Here is a 17005-nt window from a genome sequence, read left to right as displayed (position 1 = left end):
CCACCGCCTATTAATACCCCCTATAAGGGATAAAGGAGAGGTTAGATGATTACGTTGAGAAGCACGGCACATGCCCGCATTGGAACGAACGTGAAGCGATGGATGAATTTTAAAGGAGAAGGAGGTAATTCTATGTATGAACGTATTACTCCCGACGATTACAAACAAGCAGCTGAAAACGGAATAGCTAAACCTACCCTGGAGCGCCGGGTGTGGAGCTATCACTGGCCAAAGAGCAAAGCTACTACCGAGCAGACAAGGGTGTACGGGAAGAAGAAGATGACGAACAAAGAACTCCGCAAAAAAGTAGCGATTGATGAACTTCATGCGCGCGGTGTCTCTGCAACGATGGCGGAAACGCTGGAGCAATTAGAGTTACGGGTAGCACTGGCGCGATTTGAAGGCATAGACGTGGAAGCTGATGCAGAAAAATGGTTTTAAGGAGATGGAACACATGAAGATGGATATAGCGAAATTACAAGAGATCCAGGGCGGTCTCGATGCTCATATTATCAAGCAGCACCCGGACATCGCAGAATTGAAGACGAACGATTGGAAGTTTCTTGCGCTGCAGGTGGAACTCGGTGAGTTAGCGAACGAGACGAGGTGCTTTAAGGTCTGGAGCAATAAGCCGCCAAGCCCACAAGAAGTTATTAGAGAGGAGTTTGGAGACGGGCTGCATTTTATCCTATCGCTCGGTAATGATCTGTATATTGACGCAGCAAAAATGACTCCGATGGATGTTGAATTTGAGGATGTTACCACAGCGTTTTTAAAAGTCTATGACTTGGCTATTGGCTTACAGCGTAACGTGAGATATGACTACGGGAACAATCACAAATACCTTTGGAGGAAGCTGTTCTTTTCTTACCTGGAACTCGGACGGATGCTCGGATTTACGGAAGGCGAGATTGAAAAAGGATACCTTGCCAAGAATGAAAAAAATCATACCAGACAGCTTACAGGCTATTGAGGTGCTCCGATGATGGTTGAATTCACGATTCCCGGTGCACCTGTTGCTCAAGGCAGGCCCAGGGCCGGAAAGAATCGCTACGGTAAAACGGTTATGTATGACCCGGCTGCTTCTCGAAACTATAAAAAGCAGGTGAAGCTGATAGCCCAGCAACATGCACCAAAAAAGCCACTGGAAGGGCCGCTGAATGTTTTTATCGTCGTACACCGCCCGATGCCGAAAAGCTTCTCAAAACAACACAGAAAGCAAGCGGAGGCAGGAATTATACGACCTAAAACAAAGCCGGATAATACGAACTATGCGAAAGGCATTGAAGATGCTATGAACGGTGTGATTTATAAAGACGATAGCATGATCGTGGACTTGATCGTTTCCAAGTTTTACAGCGAGGTTCCCAGGGTTGAAGTGCAAGTGACGGAATTGGAGGTAGGTTAAATCATGAGAGAAATTAAATTCAGAGCATGGGATGACGTAGAGGGTGAGATGCTTTATTGCGGAGAGGATACGGACATTGTGTTCACTTTGGAAGATAGAGGGCAAGGGCTCTCATGCACAGACATTCGGCACGGCGACCCGCAATTGGATATACACTTGCCACACATGGAACATTTAAAGTACATGCAATTCACAGGACTTTACGACAAAAATGGATGGAACATCTACGAAGGGGACATCCTTTCCACTGATTTGAGTAGACCGTATTTGATTGTGGAGTTCAGGAACGGGGCTTTTATGTACCAGTGTCACGACAACGGAAAAGATTACTACGACCTCATGGTCCCGCCTTCATTCGAGGGAACAACGGATGAGTATGCGGAAGTAATCGGCAACATCTACGAACATTCAGAATTGATAGGAGGTTGACGGTATGAGTGAAAGAAAGGCTATGACAAATGAGCAATTCAATGCTTTCATGAAGCGTTGCAAGACTGAATGGGGCGTAAGGTATGTAAGACCCACAATCCATCCGAGAGCGGGAGTTATTACCTGCTTAGACATCATTACCTCGGAAGAAGTGAAACAGCTTACTATCACGAATAACCCTGATCCCGATTTTAATTTAACGGAAGCGGCTCACGAATATCTGGATAAGCGAAAAGGAGAGGTAACGAAATGAAAACAGCACATTTCAGAGTATTCGACCCTATAACCAAAGAAATGTACTACGTCGGCGAGGACGGCGTGTCTATCGTATTTGGAAGCGCAGGATGGAGGTTGTATGTAGAAGGTAATCCGGTGACGATCGAGGATGAAGGGGAGTTGATGATGTTTACTGGATTGCATGATCGTAATGAGGTTCCAATATTTGAGGGGGATATAGTTGAAGCGTGGTCACAAGGCCTTAAAGGGATATTTGAGGTCAAATGGCGGCAAGGCGGCTCACCCAGCTACATTTTATATCCTGCTTGGCAAATCGGAGAGGATTGGTCGTTACATGGTACGGAGAGTGCTGATGGAAATTATTACGACACGGTAGAAATCGTCGGCAACATTCATGAACAGGAGGGCGACCAATGATAGCTATACCCATCGTATACATCATGATTGGCCTGGGTATCAGCTTTCTGTTAAACGCCAGAGATGATTGGACGGCGCATATCGCACTAGCTTTTGCATCGCCGGTATTCATCGCAGGAGCATTGATTATTATCATCGGGAGAGAAGGTTCAAAGTTTTGGAATGAAGCATTTGATTATAAAAAGAAGGGGTGAGCTTATGAACCAGGCAGAAATCGAAATTATGAAAGAGCGTATCCAGTATTTCAGCGACAAGAAAATCAGCGATCTATCAGAAAGAGAAATTGAAGAATTTCTGGCTCTCCGCAAATATGTTCGGGTGAATATGATACAGAGAGCAGTGGAAGGCTATTACGAAAAGCTAGGAATTAAATAAAAGGAGGGAGCAAATCATGAGTGATGCCGGACAATTTGTCATCGGTCGCCTGAAAGCTCTGGATGACGACATGACAGACATTGTGTTTGTAGATGGAGAAGCTTTCGTGATCAAACGGGCGAATGAGGAAGATGTAAAAGAATGGAGTGGGGAGATTGAGTAACGAGTAACAAATAAAAACAGCCGAGAGCAGCGCCCCCGACCATTATCCCTGTTCATTATTATACCATAGGGGGCCTGCTCAATGCGATTGAATAACGTTGATACTACTATTGAAGATGGGAAACTTAACTTGGAAATGGATATGCCGGAAGGAAATTCCCCTTTCTGTGTTGTATACTGTAATGGAAAAGCAAAAATTACCACTTTGCCAGATCATGGGGAGACGAAAGTAATTACTCACCAAGGGAAGGTGAAGCGGGTGAAGTTTGATGAGGGGGAAGAGTTTTGACAAAGCAAGATTGGATCGATGTATTAAGTAATTTAGGAGAAAAGAGTACATTTGATTACATTTCATTAGGAGTGTCTATAGCTTCACCCCTCCTTCTGCTATTTTCAGTAATAGTGAGTCTTAAAGCGGCTAAAGCTAGTAGAGACTCTGTAGAGTTGAGCAAAGAAATATTTGAGAAAACACAAAAAGCTGAAGAAATGAAATTATTGCCTTTATTTGAACTGAAGAGAAATCATGTTTTTTTAAATAAAGGTAAGCTTATAATGGAAAATCCGGACCCCGATAAAATTATGGGGATATATTTTCAGAATAAAAACTCCTCTCCAATTACTGATGTTAAGGCTGTAGCGTCAATAGAAGAGAAAGAAGAGGAAATAGAACATCTGATAAAAGCTAAGAATATTAATGAGATAAGCTATACTACCGATGGGGTAGTATTAAATGTACTTAAGGGGATCGAACTTAAAGAATACAAAGTACAAATAGTGTACAGAATACAATCGAATAAAATGTACGAAACATCAATTGTGGTTTCTGTACAAGAAAATAATTATATATTTATCACTGAACAGCAACATACTGAACTTTAGTTTGCTTCTACTAGCCTACTGGAAGAACCAGATGCTTATTTTCGTTTTGAGAAAGGTATTATGTTAGAGGTGGACTGCATTAAGTTCAATGAGAGGTGAGAGTTTTGAGTCCAATCCCTGTAGAAATAATTAAGCAACATAATGATTTTTTTGATTATGTATCTATTGAAGCAATACTAACAATAACCCTTGGAGGATTAGCTACATTAGGAGGGGCATATTTAGGTGCAAGAAAAGCTGGAGAGAGTTCACTAAAAGCTGTAGAAAAACAGATTTCACACGCAAGGGAAGAGAAAGAAAGCGAAGCTGAGTTGAAAAGAACAAAATATGAGGTTTTTTTGAAAAGTCAATTGAGAGTAATGAACCACAAATTAAAGAGCATTGATTTTCTCATGGGTTTGCATGAAAGTCATAATATCTATAATGTCGAACCACTAGAAGAAACAAAAAAAGATTTAACTAAGATAGAAGAGATACTTTCCAATATGCAAAACTGGGATCCAGATTGCGTATCTATAGAAAATTTTAAGTTGATAGGAGAACTAAGGGATGAAATTCATGATATAGAAAGTAGTTATGAGGCTGTTCTTGCAACTGAAGAAGAAGAACATGAAGGTTCAGTAACAAAGGTGAGAGCTAAATCTCAAAAACTTGCAAAAAAGATAACACAAAAACACTTATAGTTCTACCAGGCCACTGGAGGACACGGATTGAGCGTTAACGCGCTTGGTTTGTGTCCTCTTTTTTATTGCAGAGGAGGAAATTATATTAAGAAAACATACAAAATACGATGGAAAGTCAGTCGTTTACGCAGAGATAAACGCACAGGCGTTTTACAACCGGTCAAACAAAGTGATTATGCCAAATACCTAGAGATGAGGTGGAAGTATGAACAAAAAGCAGATTGAGGACGCTCTCCGCGACTATAATTGGATGCTCAATGAGATTAAAAGGCAGCGTCATTTGTTAGAAGATGCCGGTACAGGACTTACGACGATGTACGGGGAGGAAGCTGCTATGCCGAAAGCACAAGGGGAGTCGAGTGATCCTGTGGCTCGTGAAGTAGTGCGTCGGGATAAAAAGCATACATGGATCAATCGTCTGGAGAAGAAAGTGTTATTTGTGCAGGAGCGTATGTCCATCATCGAGGACGAAAGAGAGAAGGCAGTGCTGGAGTGTCTGCTCGATGGGATGAGTATGAGAGCAATAGGTAATCACATGGGATTGTCCGAGAGGCACATCTTCCGTATTAAAAATAGTATTGTGAAGCAAATGGCAGAGATGTCATACTTGTCCGGTTCGTTGCAAGCGTAAAAACGACTAGGATATAATGGATGGCAGGACGGACAGGCAGGAAGCCCTGGCCAGGAAGCAGGAATATTTTTTTGCACAGGCACCCTCGCGGGTGTCTTTTCTGTTAGAAAATAAGGGAGGGTGACTCCATGACCATCACGTATGCATGTCTTGTGTGGTTGTTAGTGATACTGTTGCTCGCTTTTGTGGAAATGAGGTTGTGAGCCTGGGTCATTCCTCTAGTAAATAAAATGTACCTTTCTTTCTTCTGAACGTAGTTGTAAGATAGAGGTAAAGAAGGGGGTCAAATGTATGAAGAATGTTTTATTTGTGTTGCTCATAGGTGCGTTATTGAGTGCCTGTGGTAATGGTGAAGAGTCAGAGTCCAGTAGTGCTTCGACCAATGAGGAAAACGCGGAACAAACGGAAAGTATGGAGAATGCGGAAGCTACACAAAGCGAAGAAACTGAAGCAGAACCGCAGACGAGCTCCGACGATCCACTGGAAGTCGCCAACAAGAACAATGATTATGATACGTTAATCAATGGTATGAACGAAGAAAAGATTCTGTATCGTTTTGTCAATGAGGATACAGGTGATGATGGCATGAACAACATTACATTTGATGATTATGAAGTAAAATACGCTCTCGCCTTAACCGAAGACATCAACGGTGATAAAAGTATTACGATGATGGGCGAGCAAATGAATAACGGAGACGCTCCTCTTTTTTCCGTAGAAGACACGGAGTTCATTACGGATCAGCAGGAACAGACAACATTCGCTACTGGAGAGTTCGGAAATATGGACCCTGGTATAAGAGAGAAAACGCATTTTCAGACGTATCTGGATTATGAGGATCCGGAGTCATTCACCATGACGTTTTACGAGCCACTGACCGAACAGGAAAACAGCGAATGGTTTTCGAACACAAACGGAGATGAAAGCCAGCTTAATAAAGTCGAGTTAGAATTTCATAAAGAATAAATCATGAAGTCATCCATAGCGGGTGGCTTTTTTGTATGCGATTAGCTCAAGGGGGAAGGTGTTATGTGATGGCTAAAATGACCGAAAAACAAAAACGCTTTGCTGACTATTACATTAAAACCGGGAACGCTTCAGAAGCAGCAAGAAATGCGGGGTACAGTGCTAAGACAGCACATCGTATTGGTCAGGAGAACCTGCAAAAACCTGCAATTTATAAATATATAGAAAAACGTAACAAAGAGCTTGAGGATTCAAGGACAGCCGACATGAAAGAGGTAAGAGAGTTCTGGACAGGAATGATGCGTGACAGAATGGTTGAACCCAAAGACCGACTTAAAGCTTCAGAGTTCATAGCGAAAACGAACGGGGCATTTATTGAGCGCGTCGAGCATTCCGGGGAAGTTCAGAATAACGTCGATCTATCCGACCTCACTGTGGAGGAGTTGAGGAAGATTGCCAACTCTGACGACTGAACAAAGAGAAGCTGTTGCGGTAGCGGCCCAGGATGAATTGGCCCGCCGCTCCTTTCGTGATTATGTGGTCCGGGTGCATCGGGGAGCTTACACACATTTTCGGCACACTGAATACATTGCCGATAGCTTAGAACCGATTGCCATTGGAGAACAAAAACACATCATCATTGAAATGCCACCGCGCCACGGGAAATCGATGACGGTAACAGAGTCTTTCCCCTCTTATTTTCTATCCAGAAACCCAGACAAGCGAGTCATAGCCGCTTCTTATTCGGACGGATTGGCTCGGAAATTCGGGCGATTGAATCGGGAGAAATTAGATGAATATGGGAAGCGGTTGTTTGATGTCTCCCTGTCCGGTATCAATGCAGCCCAAAACAACTGGGGTATTGATGGAGGACGTGGCGGCATGATTGCCACTGGTATTGGAGGTTCCATTACCGGCGAAGGTGCGGATCTGCTTTTAATAGATGACCCATTCAAAAACAAAGAAGAAGCTGACTCCTCTACCATCCGCGAGAAGGTTTGGGGGGAATGGGAGTCCACATTATCGACCCGCTTACACAAAGGCGGGTCTGTTGTCGTTATCATGACGCGGTGGCATGAAGATGATTTTGTTGGTCGTCTGTTAGAACGTAGTCCCTATAACTGGGAGCGTATACGAATGCCAGCTATCGCCGAAGATGAAGATGATTTACTCGGACGCGAAAAAGGCGAGCCGCTATGTACAGAACTTGGCTTTGATGAAGAGTGGGCAGAGAGTAAGAAGATAGAAGTAGGTACTCGTACATGGACCGCTCTGTATCAACAAAGACCCTCTCCGGCTGGTGGCTCCATCTTCAATAGACACTGGTGGAAGTTCTACGTTCCGGACGAAGCAACGAAGGCACGATTAGCAAATCCAGAGGGCGTGGTCGTACTTCCGAAGGTGTGGGATAAGAAAGCTCAGTCGTGGGACTGTACGTTTAAAGACAGCGGTTCCTCTGATTATGTGGTTGGCCAGGTGTGGGGCAAACAGAAAGCAAACTTCTTTCTACTTGATCAATTCCGTGATCGTATGAGCTTGCCGGAGACCATGAAAGCCATTCGTAACATGACAAGCAAGTATCCAGAGGCGAAATCGAAATATATCGAGGACAAGGCGAACGGTCCTGCTGTTATTCAAATGTTGAAGGATGAAATTGCTGGGTTGATACCTGTGAACCCAGAAGGTGGTAAAGAAGTGAGAGCGAACGCCGTGGCTCCTTCTGTTGAGTCCGGTAACGTTTACTTACCACATCCATCTATCGCCCCTTGGGTAAATGACCTCATCGAGGAATTCACATCATTTCCGAATGGAAAGAACGACGACATGGTGGATTCGACGACACAGGCACTCATTAAGCTGCAAGGGAAGAAGACGAACCCTCTCGATCGTTACAAGAAAATGTTGAGAAGTTAAGGAGGTGACACGTTGACTACGAATATCGAACGAGCAAAACAAATGCGCAATGACTTTATGCAAGGCAATGGCAAAGGGAGTGAGAAAGACCCGCTCACCCGGCAGACCCCCAGTCATCGACGTGTATTAAGTAGGCAAGAATTGAAAGAACTATATGCGTCGAACATGATCGTGCAGAACATCATCAACATACCTGCCGAGGATATGACCCGGAACTGGTTCACCTTGAAGATGGAAGATGAGGACTTGAAGAACGCTATTATGCAAAAGCTGAGAGACCTGGGAGCAAAAGAAGCTTTTCAGGATATGCGACACTTTGAACGTCTCACAGGTGATGGCTTAATCAGCTTGGGTGTAACGCAAAGCTCTCCGGTCGAACTGGATAAGAAAATCGAATACGACAAGTTAAAGCGTCTTGATTACATCCATGCATTCAGCGGTCACAAGATAGAAGATATGGTAACAAACAAAGATGTGTTTTCGTCTGCTTATGGCAAGGTGGAACATTACAAATTGCCGAAAACCGAGGGAAGCGACCGAGAAAAAAGGGTACATGAGAGCCGCTTACTCCATGACCAGACGCGCAAACTGGAAGATGAGACGAAAGGGCAGCCGCTTCTGGAACCGTTATACGACATCCTTACGGTGATGGACACGTCCTTATGGAGTGTCGGTCAAATTCTTCATGACTTTACATTCAAGACATACAGCAGTAAAGACATTGAGGACATGAACCAGGAACAGCGCCGGGAACTTGGTATGTTGATGGATTTCATGTTTAGAACAGAGGCCCTTGCTATCATCGGGGAAGATGAATCTCTCACAAAACAATCGACAAACGTAGGCGGTATCAAAGAACTTCTCGATTATGGGTGGGAAATGCTTTCCGGTGCTACCAGGATGCCGAAGTCGGTGATTAAAGGGCAGGAAGCGGGTACCATCACAGGCGCTCAATATGATGTGATGAATTACTACTCTCGCATTGCTGCCATGCAGGAAAACGAGATGAAGCCGCAGCTGGAGAAACTCATACGCATTGTATTGTGGTGTGAGGATGAAGTTGGCGGACGCATTGACCCAGAATCAATTGACTGGGAAATCCAATTCAATCCGCTCTGGGAAGTGGACAGCAAGACAGATGCAGAGATCCGTAAAATTGTCGCGGAGACCGACAACATTTACATCATGAACAGCGTGCTGATGTCGGACGAAGTGAGGGACACCCGCTTTGGTCGTTATGGATTGGAAGAAACTCTGGCATTCTCCGGTGATGAAGCAGCGCAACGTCGGATGGCCGAAGAAGTGTACGGTAAGTATAAAGAGAGTCGTGATGAGGATGGCTAGAAAAGCCCCCTCTACACGTTTTCCGAATGCGATAGCCGTCAGTTATGGTCGCGCTTTAAAAAAGCAGGTGCGAGATCTGCACCGGGAAACGCTAAACGTGTTTGATGAGCAGATTAAGGAGGATATCAAAGCATTGAAGCGGTCCGATGCTCTGGAAGAGAGAGTGGACGGTCCGTTAAGCTCCATCATTTCAGCAGTAGGCATCATCAAGAACGTGGCCAATGCTATTTATGACGTGCATATCTCCACGAATATTGCTATGAAACATATTAAGTTGCTCGATAAAATGAACCTCAAGAACATGGAGGATCAGGGAAGAATCAAAGGCGTGTCTCCGATTGATAACAACGACAAGATGGCTGACTTTTTGGAAGCGGCTGTACAAGAGAACGTCAGTTACATTACAGACATCAAAGACAGTTACATGACAAACATTGAGCGCGTCATCCTCCAGGGAGCGAAGAAAAGCTCCACGATAAAAGGGATCCGTGATGAACTTGTGAAGCAGGCAGGCATGACGATACGGAGAGCGGAGTTCATTGCCAAAGACCAGACAGGCACCATATTCGGCCAACTGACAGCAGAACGTCATAAGAACATGGGTGTGGAAAAATTCACGTGGCGTACTGCTGGAGATGAACGAGTGAGAGATAGTCATGAATCATTGAATGGTGAAGAGTTCCCCTATGATGATCCACCGGCTGTCGGCCTTCCTGGGGAGGATTTTTCCTGCAGATGCCAAGCAGAACCTGTATTCGATTAAAGGAGGGAATGACAATGGCGAAGTATCGAAAGAAACCAGTAGTGATTGAAGCTGTACAATTTAGATTAGTCGAAGAGATTCCTTGTAAACATGGCGTTCATAAGGAATATAACGACATGGAGATTGCAGAATTTATGGGGCGCCCGATAAGTGCTGGACCAGAACCGGACGGGACACCAGAAGGACATATGATAATTAAAACATTGGAAGGCGACATGAAAGCCAGTGTGGGTGACTACATCATAAAAGGCGTGAACGGAGAGTTTTACCCGTGTAAGCCGGATATATTTGAAAAGACATACGAAAAAGTGGATGTAAATCAAAACAACCAACGCTTCCGTAAAGGGTAGCGTTATTTTTATGCCTTAAAGGGGGTGAGAACATTTGAAGGTACAGCGGTATGACAAAGTCATGATTATGGATTACCAGGAAACATCAGAGGGCTATTTGACCGTAGATGCTCCGATTACTCGGCCCGGCGTCTTTCCGTATCAACGACAGGATGGAACCGTGCAAATGGAGGCGAAACTTCCGGATGATGTGTTCAGTGACCTCACCATCCAATCCGCACGGTCTAAAGCTGTCACGGATGGACATCCCACTGAACCGGTGACATTGGATAATCACAGCCAGTATGCGAAGGGCCTGAGCCATACAGACAGTCGTGTAGAAAACGGCATGATTAAGACGTCTCTGACCGTTACAGACTCTGGACTGATTGACAAAATCAAAAACGGAGATCAGCGAGAAATCAGCATTGGTTTTTTGTCTGATGTCGTCGCCGAAAGCGGGACGTATAACGGAGATAACTATGAGTATGCCCAGCGCAATATTGATATCAATCACATTGCGATTGTCGAACAAGGCCGCGCAGGACCGGATGTCAGTATCCGTAATGATAGTGCTGCGTGGCAATTAAAAAATGATGGAGGTGGCAGTAATATGCCTAAATACACAATTGATGGTAAAGAGTACGAAGTAGATCCGGTAGTGAAATCACGACTGGACACCCTGGAAGCTCAGAAAGAATCTGCAGAAGGCAAGGCAAAAGACTATGACAAGCTGCAAGGGAAGTATGACTCCCTCGAAGCCGAGCACAGGCAGACGAAAACAGAGCTCGATGAAGCGAAGAAGAAAGACCTCACGGAAGATGCACTAGATAAGAAAGTCCAGGAGCGTGTGGAGCTTGTGTCCGGTGCGAAATCTTTTCTCGGTGATGACTTTGACTTCACCGGCAAGAAAGAGCGTGACATCAAAGAAGCGGTTATTCAGACAGTCAATCCAGACTTCAAAGGTGACGAAAAGTCTGATGATTATATCAATGCTTTCTATGATGCTACAGTAGAACGCTCGAAGCAGGACGGCTTTTCTTCCACAGGAGAGAACCACCTTCACACAGGAAACGAATACTCTTCCGATGCAGCGTTGCAAGAGAAACAACAGAAGCGCTTGAATCTGCGCAATTCTAAATAATAAAAGGAGTGAATGAATATGCCAATCACTAACTATGGAAAGTACCTCCCGGAAGCTACCGGCAAAGGAAAACTAGCAAACTTTCAGGATTACAGTGCTAATACCAAAGCAGCTGCAGAGGTCATCCCTTACGGGGTAGCAGTGCAGCTTGGAACAGACCCAGAGACAGCCGTGCCATTTGCAGGTGGCTCATTTGAAGGTGTTGCCCTAGCTCAGGAAGTTCATGACTGGGTCAATCAAGCAGACGACCAGAAATACAAAACACAGACCCCGGTTGCTGTCGTAACGAAAGGCGTCATCTGGGTAGAAGTTATCGAAGATGTCGTAGCAAGTGATAAGCCGGTCGTCGATAACACCACAGGCAACTTCCGTCCGGACAGCACAGCGACTACAGAAGTGACAGCTCTCCCATCTGCTCGTTTCCGCTCATCCGCTGCTGCTGGAGATCTTGCACAACTGGAAATCAACCTACCCTAAAAAATGAAAATGAGGAGTGAATAACATGCCAGACTTTAAAATAGACGGACTGATCCGTCCTCAAGACCTTAACTCAATCGACAATACGATTTATGAAGCAAATAAAGAAGAACTGAAAGCGCGTAGTATTTTCAACGTGAAATCAAACGTGCCAGCCGGTGCAGAAACGTATTCCTATGACGTGATCAAGCGTTCTGGAGCGGCGAAAGTATTGGCTCCCGGCTCTGACGACATTGAACTTGTCGATGCAGACATGGAGCGGCACACGGAGAACATTTACTCTATTGCTGCAGCTTTCCGTTATTCCGTACAAGAGCTCCGCCAGGGGCAAATGAGCGGCACACCTATCGAGACGACAAAAGCAGCGACAGCTCGTCGTGCTATCTCCGAAAAAGAGAACCGTCTCGTGTGGAAAGGAGACGCAAAATACGGCATTCTCGGTGTCGCTAATGCGGAAGGTATTCAAGTAAAAGCACTTGATAACAACAAAGCAGGCAATTCTACTAAGTGGAAAGACAAGACAGGGAAGGAACTTGTTGCTGATCTACGTCAAGCCCGTTCTGCTGTTAATCGTCTTCCGGGCCATCAGGCCGATACGCTTGTTGTTACGCCAGATGCTATGGAAGAACTAGAGAAGGAATATAACGAGAACACGGACAAGACAGTTATGGAGTATCTGACCAGTCAAGGGTGGTTCTCTTCTATTGAGTCTACATCGGACCTTGAAGGCATGGGAGATGGACAAACGGACAGCTTTCTTGTATTCGACAGCTCTCCTACTGTGGTAGAGATGCTTGTATCGATGGACATCACCCGTCATCAGCAAGAGTATAAATTCCCGAACTTCAAGATTCCGCTTGAAGAACGTACAGGCGGTGCGATCATTCGTTATCCAATGGCGATTGTGAGAGGAGATGGCATTTAATGATCATTCATAATAAAGGCAAGTACGTCCGTCATGTGGCGGGCGTCATGCTTCTTCCAGGCACAAACAATGTAAGTGATGAGGATTGGAAAAAATGCAGTGCTCATCCCATCATGCAAAAGGTGATAGAAAAAGGAGAAGTCATCGCTCACGAAAAGGCGAAAAGCACGAAAGACTTCAATGTCGATGGTGCTGTCGAACTAATCAATGACACCGTTTCTCTTGATCTCTTGGAAGAGTGGCAACAGGCCGATGACCGTAAAGGCGTACAGGAAGCTATCGCCGATAAACTTGTAGAATTGCAAGGCGAGGGAAATGACGAGGAATAAGGAGTTGATCTCATGGATCCTCTTACTACAGCGGATAAAGTGAAATCCATCGCTACTCATCTGGACACTATGCCAAATGAGAGCATTGATATTTACATTGAGGATGCTTCTTTAGAAGTGTCCTCTTCTGGTATTAAGGAGAGATATCAAGAACGAGCGGCGCGTTATTTAGCGGCTCACATGGCGTCTTTGAACGTAAGGCAGGCGTCTACTCAAAAGGTAGGAGAAGTATCACAGACGTTTTCCGGTGCAGCAGGCGGCGGGATAAGCGCCACTCCCTACGGTGAAGAGTATAAGCGTATTCTTAGTAAGTTCAAAGCTCGACCTTCCCTGAATCTGACGGTGTTGTGATATGGCGCAAAAGAACATGCAAGTCAGCATCGTCCAGGATAACTTCCCAAAGTTACAACGAGCAATCGAGGATATGAGCAAGTATGAGCTACATGTCGGTATTTTCGGTGAGGATGATAGCGGAGGAGATTCTTACGTAATGATTGCAAACGTTCATGAGTTTGGGTTCAAACGATTGAATATTCCGGAACGGTCATTCATGCGCTCTACCTTTGACGAGAAAGAGTCAGAGTGGGTGAAGTTCATGGAAGATCGTATGAATCGTGTCTTTGCATTCAAGATGAGTGTTGAACAGATGTATGAACAGCTGGGCGCAAAAATCGTAAGCGATATCCAGGATAAAATCAGAGCCATTGACTCTCCACCGAACGCCGCAAGCACAATCAAACAGAAAGGGTCTTCGAACCCACTGATTGATAAAGGCGCAGCAGGCGGTCTGTTAAGCAGAATCACCTGGAAAGTGAGGGCGATAGGATGAAGTTTGATTTCAGCGGCGTGTTCGCCACGTATAACCGTCCTTTCCAGCGCATCACTTTTGCGGAGGGCTACCGTGATTACGGCAACGGCGGTCAATGGGTCGAAGGTGGGGAGAATCCTCCGATAGAATCGCAGGGCATCATCATGCCCCTAGGCAATGACGACCTGACGTTTGATACGTCCGGCACCTACACCGTGGAAGACCGGAAGCTGTTTTTACAGGAACCGGAGACACTGGATAAAGATGATCTGGTGAGGGTGGACGGTGACGACTTCCATGTCACAGGGGATAAAGCGTGGCAACAATACGGAGGATTTAACGTGTATCTGCTCAAACGGTCGGATGCGGGAGGTGAGAGTGCATGATCACGCTTGATGTACGTAATCGTTTAGTCAAAGCGCTGTACGATTATCTCCAAATCCCTATCATTCCGGATGACGAGGATACTGGGGTACCCCCGAGTCCTTACGTGGTGTACTCGGTTACGACCGACAATGTCAAGAACGGAAGTGACACGATTTCCTACGCGGAAGCGTCTGACAGTTTCACTAAGACGTACACCAATCAGAAGGAGGTATCTTACTCCTTTAACGCTCACTCGGATAGTAGAGATGAAGCTTTAGAAATGTGTTACCGATTGATTGAGTTTTTCGAGCGTGTAGGTGTAGAAACACTTTCAAGGGAAGGTATTGCTGTTATTGAGGTAATGCCTACACAGAATCGAAGCATCATGTTGGGAGATTACTACGAGCGGCGGCACGGGTTTGATGTGCGACTCCGCTACGTAGACCGCTCCGAGCACACGGTAGAAACGATAGATGAATTTAATTTATAAAACAGGAGGGACAAACACATGCCATTAAAAGATGTGACCGTAAACATTAATGTAAACAATCCAGGCGGCACTGTCGGGTTCGGGAAGCCGTTGATTGTCGGTGAAAAGACAGGGGCTCATCCTTATACCGAATATGTAAGCTTAGAGGCACTCACGAAGGACTTTGACGATACGACAGACATTCACGCCAAAGCGAAAGCAATCTTTAGTCAGGAGCATAGACCAGCACGTGTGGCTGTAGCTGCTTTTGATTCCGCATCTGTAGAACCGGACGCTCCTACGACAGCGGCAGACCTGGTAGACAGTCTTATTTCCGAGGACTGGTACTTCCTCGTCACGACAGTTACAGACCCTCTCGATATCACAGATGTTGCAAATGCGATTGAAACAGCGGATACAAACAAACCACCGAAACTGTACTCTGCACAAGTAACAACAGCAACAGATGCAACGAGCATCGGGTCATTAGACCGTACGTTTGTAGCAGTACATCCAGCGGACGAGCATATTGATGCGGCTATCGTCGGTGAAGGAGGAGCTCAAGAAGTCGGTTCCATTACATGGCAAGGGCTGCAACTTACTGGTATTACACCGCAGAAGCTGAAAGCGAACGACCTTGCTCAGATTGAAGATGCGAATGCGTACGCTTACGTGAAGAAAGCAGGCGAACCTGTGACGTCCGAAGGAAAGGTGCTCTCCGGTGAGTATATTGATGTAATGCACGGGAAGGACTGGATCGAGGCAAACATTGAACAACGTGTTCAAAAAATCAAGAATCAGGCAGGGAAGATCCCGTACACCGACGGAGGAATTTCTACATTGGAAACAGGGGTTCTTGCTGTGCTGAAAACTGGGTTTAACCAAGGAATTATCGCCAGTGATGAAGGTGGCAATCCTATCTCTAGCACATCTTTCCTGAGTCGTGCGGAAACGTCGAAAGAGGACAGAGCATTGCGTCGATATAATGGAGGAAGCTTCAGTTTTGAACTGGCAGGCGCTATCCATTCGGCAGAGATTCAAGGATCTATCAGTTATTAATCCATCAATCAGTAATAAAGGAGGAAATTATCAATGACAGTAGGAGTATATGATTCTAGTAAAGTTAATTTGACCGTTGATGATACACACATCACAGGTCTCGCGGCAGACACCTTCATTTCGTTTGAAGCTGCAGAGGACGGATTTACTCATGCCGTAGGGGCGAATCCAGGAGACGTGGTAGTTTCCGAAACGAATGACGAAACACGTACAGCGACTATCATCCTACAACAGACGAGCCCTTACGTGAAATTTCTGGATAACATCGCGAAAGAAAAGCGTATGGTGCCGGTCTATTGCATGAATAATAACGAACCAAAGGAAAAGGTCGGCGGCACGATGGCCCGCATTCAGCGTCCATCGAACAAGAGTTATGGGAAAGAAGCGCAGAACCGCGAATTCAGCATCGTTATATTTGACTACTCGGAAGAGTGATCATATGGCGAATAAGAAAAAGCATAGCAAATCCACAGAGCAGTCGAATAAGGCTGCTCTTTCTTACTTAAAACAAAAATCGGAGGTAGATCGAATGGCTAAACTAGGTGCTAAAAAAGAAGTAGAGGTAGAAGGAGTTACGTATACATTTCAACATCCAGGAACGCGGGCGTTTGCGCAAATCCAGGACCGCATACAAGTAGAGGGCGGAAAGATGTCCAGTGAACGTATGTCCGAAGAATTGTTCAAACATGTAATCGTGGAACCGAAAGTGGACTTTGATTATTTCGATGAACACGATGGGTATGAAGAGGTAATCACAGAAGCGATGTCGTTTCTTAGGTCTGGAAAATAACGGAGAGGATTCAACCTCTTACCGGATAAGAGTCAGGCGGGATTGGCACTTCTGGCGACCGATTACCGAGCGTGTATTGTCGTACTCCGAAGCGATTGAAT

At 45.3% G+C, this 17005-nt stretch carries 30 protein-coding genes; all 30 read left to right on the top strand.

Features of this window, described 5'->3' with window-relative positions; genetic code table 11:
• The first annotated feature begins 45 nt into the window (after positions 1-45).
• The 30 genes from AAV35_RS12915 (at position 46) to AAV35_RS12780 (ending at position 16904) form a co-directional block, all read left to right on the top strand.
• The gene (locus AAV35_RS12915) at positions 46-441 is read left to right on the top strand and encodes a hypothetical protein (protein WP_008592631.1); all 396 of its coding nucleotides are present in this window, start codon (positions 46-48) and stop codon (positions 439-441) included.
• A gap of 19 nt (positions 442-460) precedes the next feature.
• Positions 461-973, top strand: coding sequence for a dUTP diphosphatase (locus AAV35_RS12910; protein WP_040609930.1), 513 nt, complete (start codon positions 461-463; stop codon positions 971-973).
• A gap of 12 nt (positions 974-985) precedes the next feature.
• Positions 986-1408, top strand: coding sequence for a RusA family crossover junction endodeoxyribonuclease (locus tag AAV35_RS12905; RefSeq protein WP_008592635.1), 423 nt, complete (start codon positions 986-988; stop codon positions 1406-1408).
• A 3-nt stretch (positions 1409-1411) separates the two neighbouring features.
• Complete coding sequence (locus AAV35_RS12900; RefSeq protein ID WP_008592636.1) at positions 1412-1837, top strand: YopX family protein; 426 nt, start codon at positions 1412-1414, stop codon at positions 1835-1837.
• A gap of 4 nt (positions 1838-1841) precedes the next feature.
• Positions 1842-2090 carry a hypothetical protein gene (locus AAV35_RS12895; RefSeq protein ID WP_008592638.1) on the top strand — a complete coding sequence of 83 codons (249 nt, stop codon included), beginning with the start codon at positions 1842-1844 and terminating at the stop codon, positions 2088-2090.
• The gene (locus tag AAV35_RS12890; protein ID WP_008592640.1) at positions 2087-2491 is read left to right on the top strand and encodes a YopX family protein; all 405 of its coding nucleotides are present in this window, start codon (positions 2087-2089) and stop codon (positions 2489-2491) included. The genes AAV35_RS12895 and AAV35_RS12890 overlap by 4 nt, the downstream gene beginning before the upstream one ends.
• On the top strand, positions 2488-2685 hold the full coding sequence (locus AAV35_RS12885; RefSeq protein ID WP_008592642.1) for a hypothetical protein: 198 nt from the start codon (positions 2488-2490) through the stop codon (positions 2683-2685). The genes AAV35_RS12890 and AAV35_RS12885 overlap by 4 nt, the downstream gene beginning before the upstream one ends.
• A 4-nt stretch (positions 2686-2689) precedes the next feature.
• Positions 2690-2866: a hypothetical protein gene (locus AAV35_RS14425; protein ID WP_156330921.1), complete on the top strand. Its 177-nt coding sequence runs from the start codon at positions 2690-2692 to the stop codon at positions 2864-2866.
• A 16-nt stretch (positions 2867-2882) separates the two neighbouring features.
• Positions 2883-3029 (top strand): hypothetical protein, encoded by a 147-nt coding sequence (locus tag AAV35_RS14420; protein WP_156330922.1) that lies wholly within the window; start codon positions 2883-2885, stop codon positions 3027-3029.
• Positions 3030-3110: 81 nt separating this feature from the next.
• Complete coding sequence (locus tag AAV35_RS12880; RefSeq protein ID WP_008592644.1) at positions 3111-3317, top strand: XtrA/YqaO family protein; 207 nt, start codon at positions 3111-3113, stop codon at positions 3315-3317.
• Entirely contained in the window at positions 3314-3907 is a 594-nt protein-coding gene (locus tag AAV35_RS12875; protein WP_008592646.1) for a hypothetical protein, read from the top strand. Before AAV35_RS12880 ends, AAV35_RS12875 begins: the two co-directional genes overlap by 4 nt.
• 104 nt (positions 3908-4011) lie before the next feature.
• Positions 4012-4590 carry a hypothetical protein gene (locus tag AAV35_RS12870; RefSeq protein ID WP_008592648.1) on the top strand — a complete coding sequence of 193 codons (579 nt, stop codon included), beginning with the start codon at positions 4012-4014 and terminating at the stop codon, positions 4588-4590.
• A 205-nt stretch (positions 4591-4795) separates the two neighbouring features.
• Positions 4796-5221, top strand: coding sequence for a hypothetical protein (locus AAV35_RS12865; protein ID WP_008592649.1), 426 nt, complete (start codon positions 4796-4798; stop codon positions 5219-5221).
• 291 nt (positions 5222-5512) lie between these two features.
• Positions 5513-6187: a hypothetical protein gene (locus AAV35_RS12860; protein WP_008592651.1), complete on the top strand. Its 675-nt coding sequence runs from the start codon at positions 5513-5515 to the stop codon at positions 6185-6187.
• 68 nt (positions 6188-6255) lie between these two features.
• A complete protein-coding gene (locus AAV35_RS12855) occupies positions 6256-6660 on the top strand; it encodes a terminase small subunit (protein ID WP_040609940.1) in 405 nt (134 codons plus the stop codon).
• Positions 6641-8101 (top strand): phage terminase large subunit, encoded by a 1461-nt coding sequence (gene terL / locus AAV35_RS12850; protein WP_008592655.1) that lies wholly within the window; start codon positions 6641-6643, stop codon positions 8099-8101. Before AAV35_RS12855 ends, terL begins: the two co-directional genes overlap by 20 nt.
• A gap of 12 nt (positions 8102-8113) precedes the next feature.
• Complete coding sequence (locus tag AAV35_RS12845) at positions 8114-9445, top strand: DUF1073 domain-containing protein (protein ID WP_008592657.1); 1332 nt, start codon at positions 8114-8116, stop codon at positions 9443-9445.
• On the top strand, positions 9432-10208 hold the full coding sequence (locus AAV35_RS12840; RefSeq protein WP_052034771.1) for a phage head morphogenesis protein: 777 nt from the start codon (positions 9432-9434) through the stop codon (positions 10206-10208). The genes AAV35_RS12845 and AAV35_RS12840 overlap by 14 nt, the downstream gene beginning before the upstream one ends.
• 14 nt (positions 10209-10222) lie before the next feature.
• The gene (locus AAV35_RS12835) at positions 10223-10558 is read left to right on the top strand and encodes a hypothetical protein (RefSeq protein WP_008592660.1); all 336 of its coding nucleotides are present in this window, start codon (positions 10223-10225) and stop codon (positions 10556-10558) included.
• A 34-nt stretch (positions 10559-10592) separates the two neighbouring features.
• On the top strand, positions 10593-11681 hold the full coding sequence (locus AAV35_RS12830) for a DUF2213 domain-containing protein (RefSeq protein WP_008592662.1): 1089 nt from the start codon (positions 10593-10595) through the stop codon (positions 11679-11681).
• An 18-nt stretch (positions 11682-11699) separates the two neighbouring features.
• Complete coding sequence (locus AAV35_RS12825; RefSeq protein ID WP_008592664.1) at positions 11700-12158, top strand: structural cement protein Gp24; 459 nt, start codon at positions 11700-11702, stop codon at positions 12156-12158.
• A 25-nt stretch (positions 12159-12183) separates the two neighbouring features.
• A complete protein-coding gene (locus AAV35_RS12820; protein ID WP_008592666.1) occupies positions 12184-13083 on the top strand; it encodes a DUF2184 domain-containing protein in 900 nt (299 codons plus the stop codon).
• On the top strand, positions 13083-13412 hold the full coding sequence (locus tag AAV35_RS12815; RefSeq protein WP_008592668.1) for a hypothetical protein: 330 nt from the start codon (positions 13083-13085) through the stop codon (positions 13410-13412). The genes AAV35_RS12820 and AAV35_RS12815 overlap by 1 nt, the downstream gene beginning before the upstream one ends.
• A gap of 12 nt (positions 13413-13424) precedes the next feature.
• Positions 13425-13763, top strand: coding sequence for a DUF4054 domain-containing protein (locus AAV35_RS12810; protein ID WP_008592669.1), 339 nt, complete (start codon positions 13425-13427; stop codon positions 13761-13763).
• A 1-nt stretch (position 13764) separates the two neighbouring features.
• Entirely contained in the window at positions 13765-14241 is a 477-nt protein-coding gene (locus AAV35_RS12805; RefSeq protein WP_008592671.1) for a hypothetical protein, read from the top strand.
• The gene (locus tag AAV35_RS12800; protein WP_008592673.1) at positions 14238-14606 is read left to right on the top strand and encodes a hypothetical protein; all 369 of its coding nucleotides are present in this window, start codon (positions 14238-14240) and stop codon (positions 14604-14606) included. Before AAV35_RS12805 ends, AAV35_RS12800 begins: the two co-directional genes overlap by 4 nt.
• Positions 14603-15076 (top strand): phage neck terminator protein, encoded by a 474-nt coding sequence (locus tag AAV35_RS12795; RefSeq protein ID WP_008592676.1) that lies wholly within the window; start codon positions 14603-14605, stop codon positions 15074-15076. The genes AAV35_RS12800 and AAV35_RS12795 overlap by 4 nt, the downstream gene beginning before the upstream one ends.
• Positions 15077-15094: 18 nt before the next feature.
• Positions 15095-16114 carry a DUF3383 family protein gene (locus AAV35_RS12790; RefSeq protein WP_008592679.1) on the top strand — a complete coding sequence of 340 codons (1020 nt, stop codon included), beginning with the start codon at positions 15095-15097 and terminating at the stop codon, positions 16112-16114.
• Positions 16115-16147: 33 nt separating this feature from the next.
• On the top strand, positions 16148-16549 hold the full coding sequence (locus tag AAV35_RS12785; RefSeq protein WP_008592680.1) for a phage structural protein: 402 nt from the start codon (positions 16148-16150) through the stop codon (positions 16547-16549).
• Positions 16550-16643: 94 nt separating this feature from the next.
• Entirely contained in the window at positions 16644-16904 is a 261-nt protein-coding gene (locus tag AAV35_RS12780) for a hypothetical protein (RefSeq protein ID WP_040609943.1), read from the top strand.
• Positions 16905-17005 lie beyond the last annotated feature (101 nt).

Origin of the sequence: Salimicrobium jeotgali (assembly GCF_001685435.2) — a bacterium.
GTDB lineage: Bacteria > Bacillota > Bacilli > Bacillales > Halobacillaceae > Salimicrobium > Salimicrobium album.
Note: the sequence above shows the minus strand (reverse complement) of the source record. Positions and strands in the feature narration are given on the sequence as shown.

What these genes read in the sequence shown, in the direction of transcription:
- AAV35_RS12880 (WP_008592644.1), top strand. Translation starts at nt 3,111, where the DNA reads ATGCGATTGAATAACGTTGATACTACTATTGAAGATGGGAAACTTAAC.
- AAV35_RS12820 (WP_008592666.1), top strand. Translation starts at nt 12,184, where the DNA reads ATGCCAGACTTTAAAATAGACGGACTGATCCGTCCTCAAGACCTTAAC.
- AAV35_RS12890 (WP_008592640.1), top strand. Translation starts at nt 2,087, where the DNA reads ATGAAAACAGCACATTTCAGAGTATTCGACCCTATAACCAAAGAAATG.
- AAV35_RS12895 (WP_008592638.1), top strand. Translation starts at nt 1,842, where the DNA reads ATGAGTGAAAGAAAGGCTATGACAAATGAGCAATTCAATGCTTTCATG.
- AAV35_RS12790 (WP_008592679.1), top strand. Translation starts at nt 15,095, where the DNA reads ATGCCATTAAAAGATGTGACCGTAAACATTAATGTAAACAATCCAGGC.
- AAV35_RS12810 (WP_008592669.1), top strand. Translation starts at nt 13,425, where the DNA reads ATGGATCCTCTTACTACAGCGGATAAAGTGAAATCCATCGCTACTCAT.
- AAV35_RS14425 (WP_156330921.1), top strand. Translation starts at nt 2,690, where the DNA reads ATGAACCAGGCAGAAATCGAAATTATGAAAGAGCGTATCCAGTATTTC.
- AAV35_RS12910 (WP_040609930.1), top strand. Translation starts at nt 461, where the DNA reads ATGGATATAGCGAAATTACAAGAGATCCAGGGCGGTCTCGATGCTCAT.
- AAV35_RS12800 (WP_008592673.1), top strand. Translation starts at nt 14,238, where the DNA reads ATGAAGTTTGATTTCAGCGGCGTGTTCGCCACGTATAACCGTCCTTTC.
- AAV35_RS12805 (WP_008592671.1), top strand. Translation starts at nt 13,765, where the DNA reads ATGGCGCAAAAGAACATGCAAGTCAGCATCGTCCAGGATAACTTCCCA.
- AAV35_RS12855 (WP_040609940.1), top strand. Translation starts at nt 6,256, where the DNA reads ATGGCTAAAATGACCGAAAAACAAAAACGCTTTGCTGACTATTACATT.
- AAV35_RS12795 (WP_008592676.1), top strand. Translation starts at nt 14,603, where the DNA reads ATGATCACGCTTGATGTACGTAATCGTTTAGTCAAAGCGCTGTACGAT.
- AAV35_RS12865 (WP_008592649.1), top strand. Translation starts at nt 4,796, where the DNA reads ATGAACAAAAAGCAGATTGAGGACGCTCTCCGCGACTATAATTGGATG.
- AAV35_RS12885 (WP_008592642.1), top strand. Translation starts at nt 2,488, where the DNA reads ATGATAGCTATACCCATCGTATACATCATGATTGGCCTGGGTATCAGC.
- AAV35_RS14420 (WP_156330922.1), top strand. Translation starts at nt 2,883, where the DNA reads ATGAGTGATGCCGGACAATTTGTCATCGGTCGCCTGAAAGCTCTGGAT.
- AAV35_RS12785 (WP_008592680.1), top strand. Translation starts at nt 16,148, where the DNA reads ATGACAGTAGGAGTATATGATTCTAGTAAAGTTAATTTGACCGTTGAT.
- AAV35_RS12780 (WP_040609943.1), top strand. Translation starts at nt 16,644, where the DNA reads ATGGCTAAACTAGGTGCTAAAAAAGAAGTAGAGGTAGAAGGAGTTACG.
- AAV35_RS12835 (WP_008592660.1), top strand. Translation starts at nt 10,223, where the DNA reads ATGGCGAAGTATCGAAAGAAACCAGTAGTGATTGAAGCTGTACAATTT.
- AAV35_RS12815 (WP_008592668.1), top strand. Translation starts at nt 13,083, where the DNA reads ATGATCATTCATAATAAAGGCAAGTACGTCCGTCATGTGGCGGGCGTC.
- AAV35_RS12860 (WP_008592651.1), top strand. Translation starts at nt 5,513, where the DNA reads ATGAAGAATGTTTTATTTGTGTTGCTCATAGGTGCGTTATTGAGTGCC.
- AAV35_RS12905 (WP_008592635.1), top strand. Translation starts at nt 986, where the DNA reads ATGGTTGAATTCACGATTCCCGGTGCACCTGTTGCTCAAGGCAGGCCC.
- AAV35_RS12825 (WP_008592664.1), top strand. Translation starts at nt 11,700, where the DNA reads ATGCCAATCACTAACTATGGAAAGTACCTCCCGGAAGCTACCGGCAAA.
- AAV35_RS12840 (WP_052034771.1), top strand. Translation starts at nt 9,432, where the DNA reads ATGAGGATGGCTAGAAAAGCCCCCTCTACACGTTTTCCGAATGCGATA.
- AAV35_RS12915 (WP_008592631.1), top strand. Translation starts at nt 46, where the DNA reads ATGATTACGTTGAGAAGCACGGCACATGCCCGCATTGGAACGAACGTG.
- AAV35_RS12900 (WP_008592636.1), top strand. Translation starts at nt 1,412, where the DNA reads ATGAGAGAAATTAAATTCAGAGCATGGGATGACGTAGAGGGTGAGATG.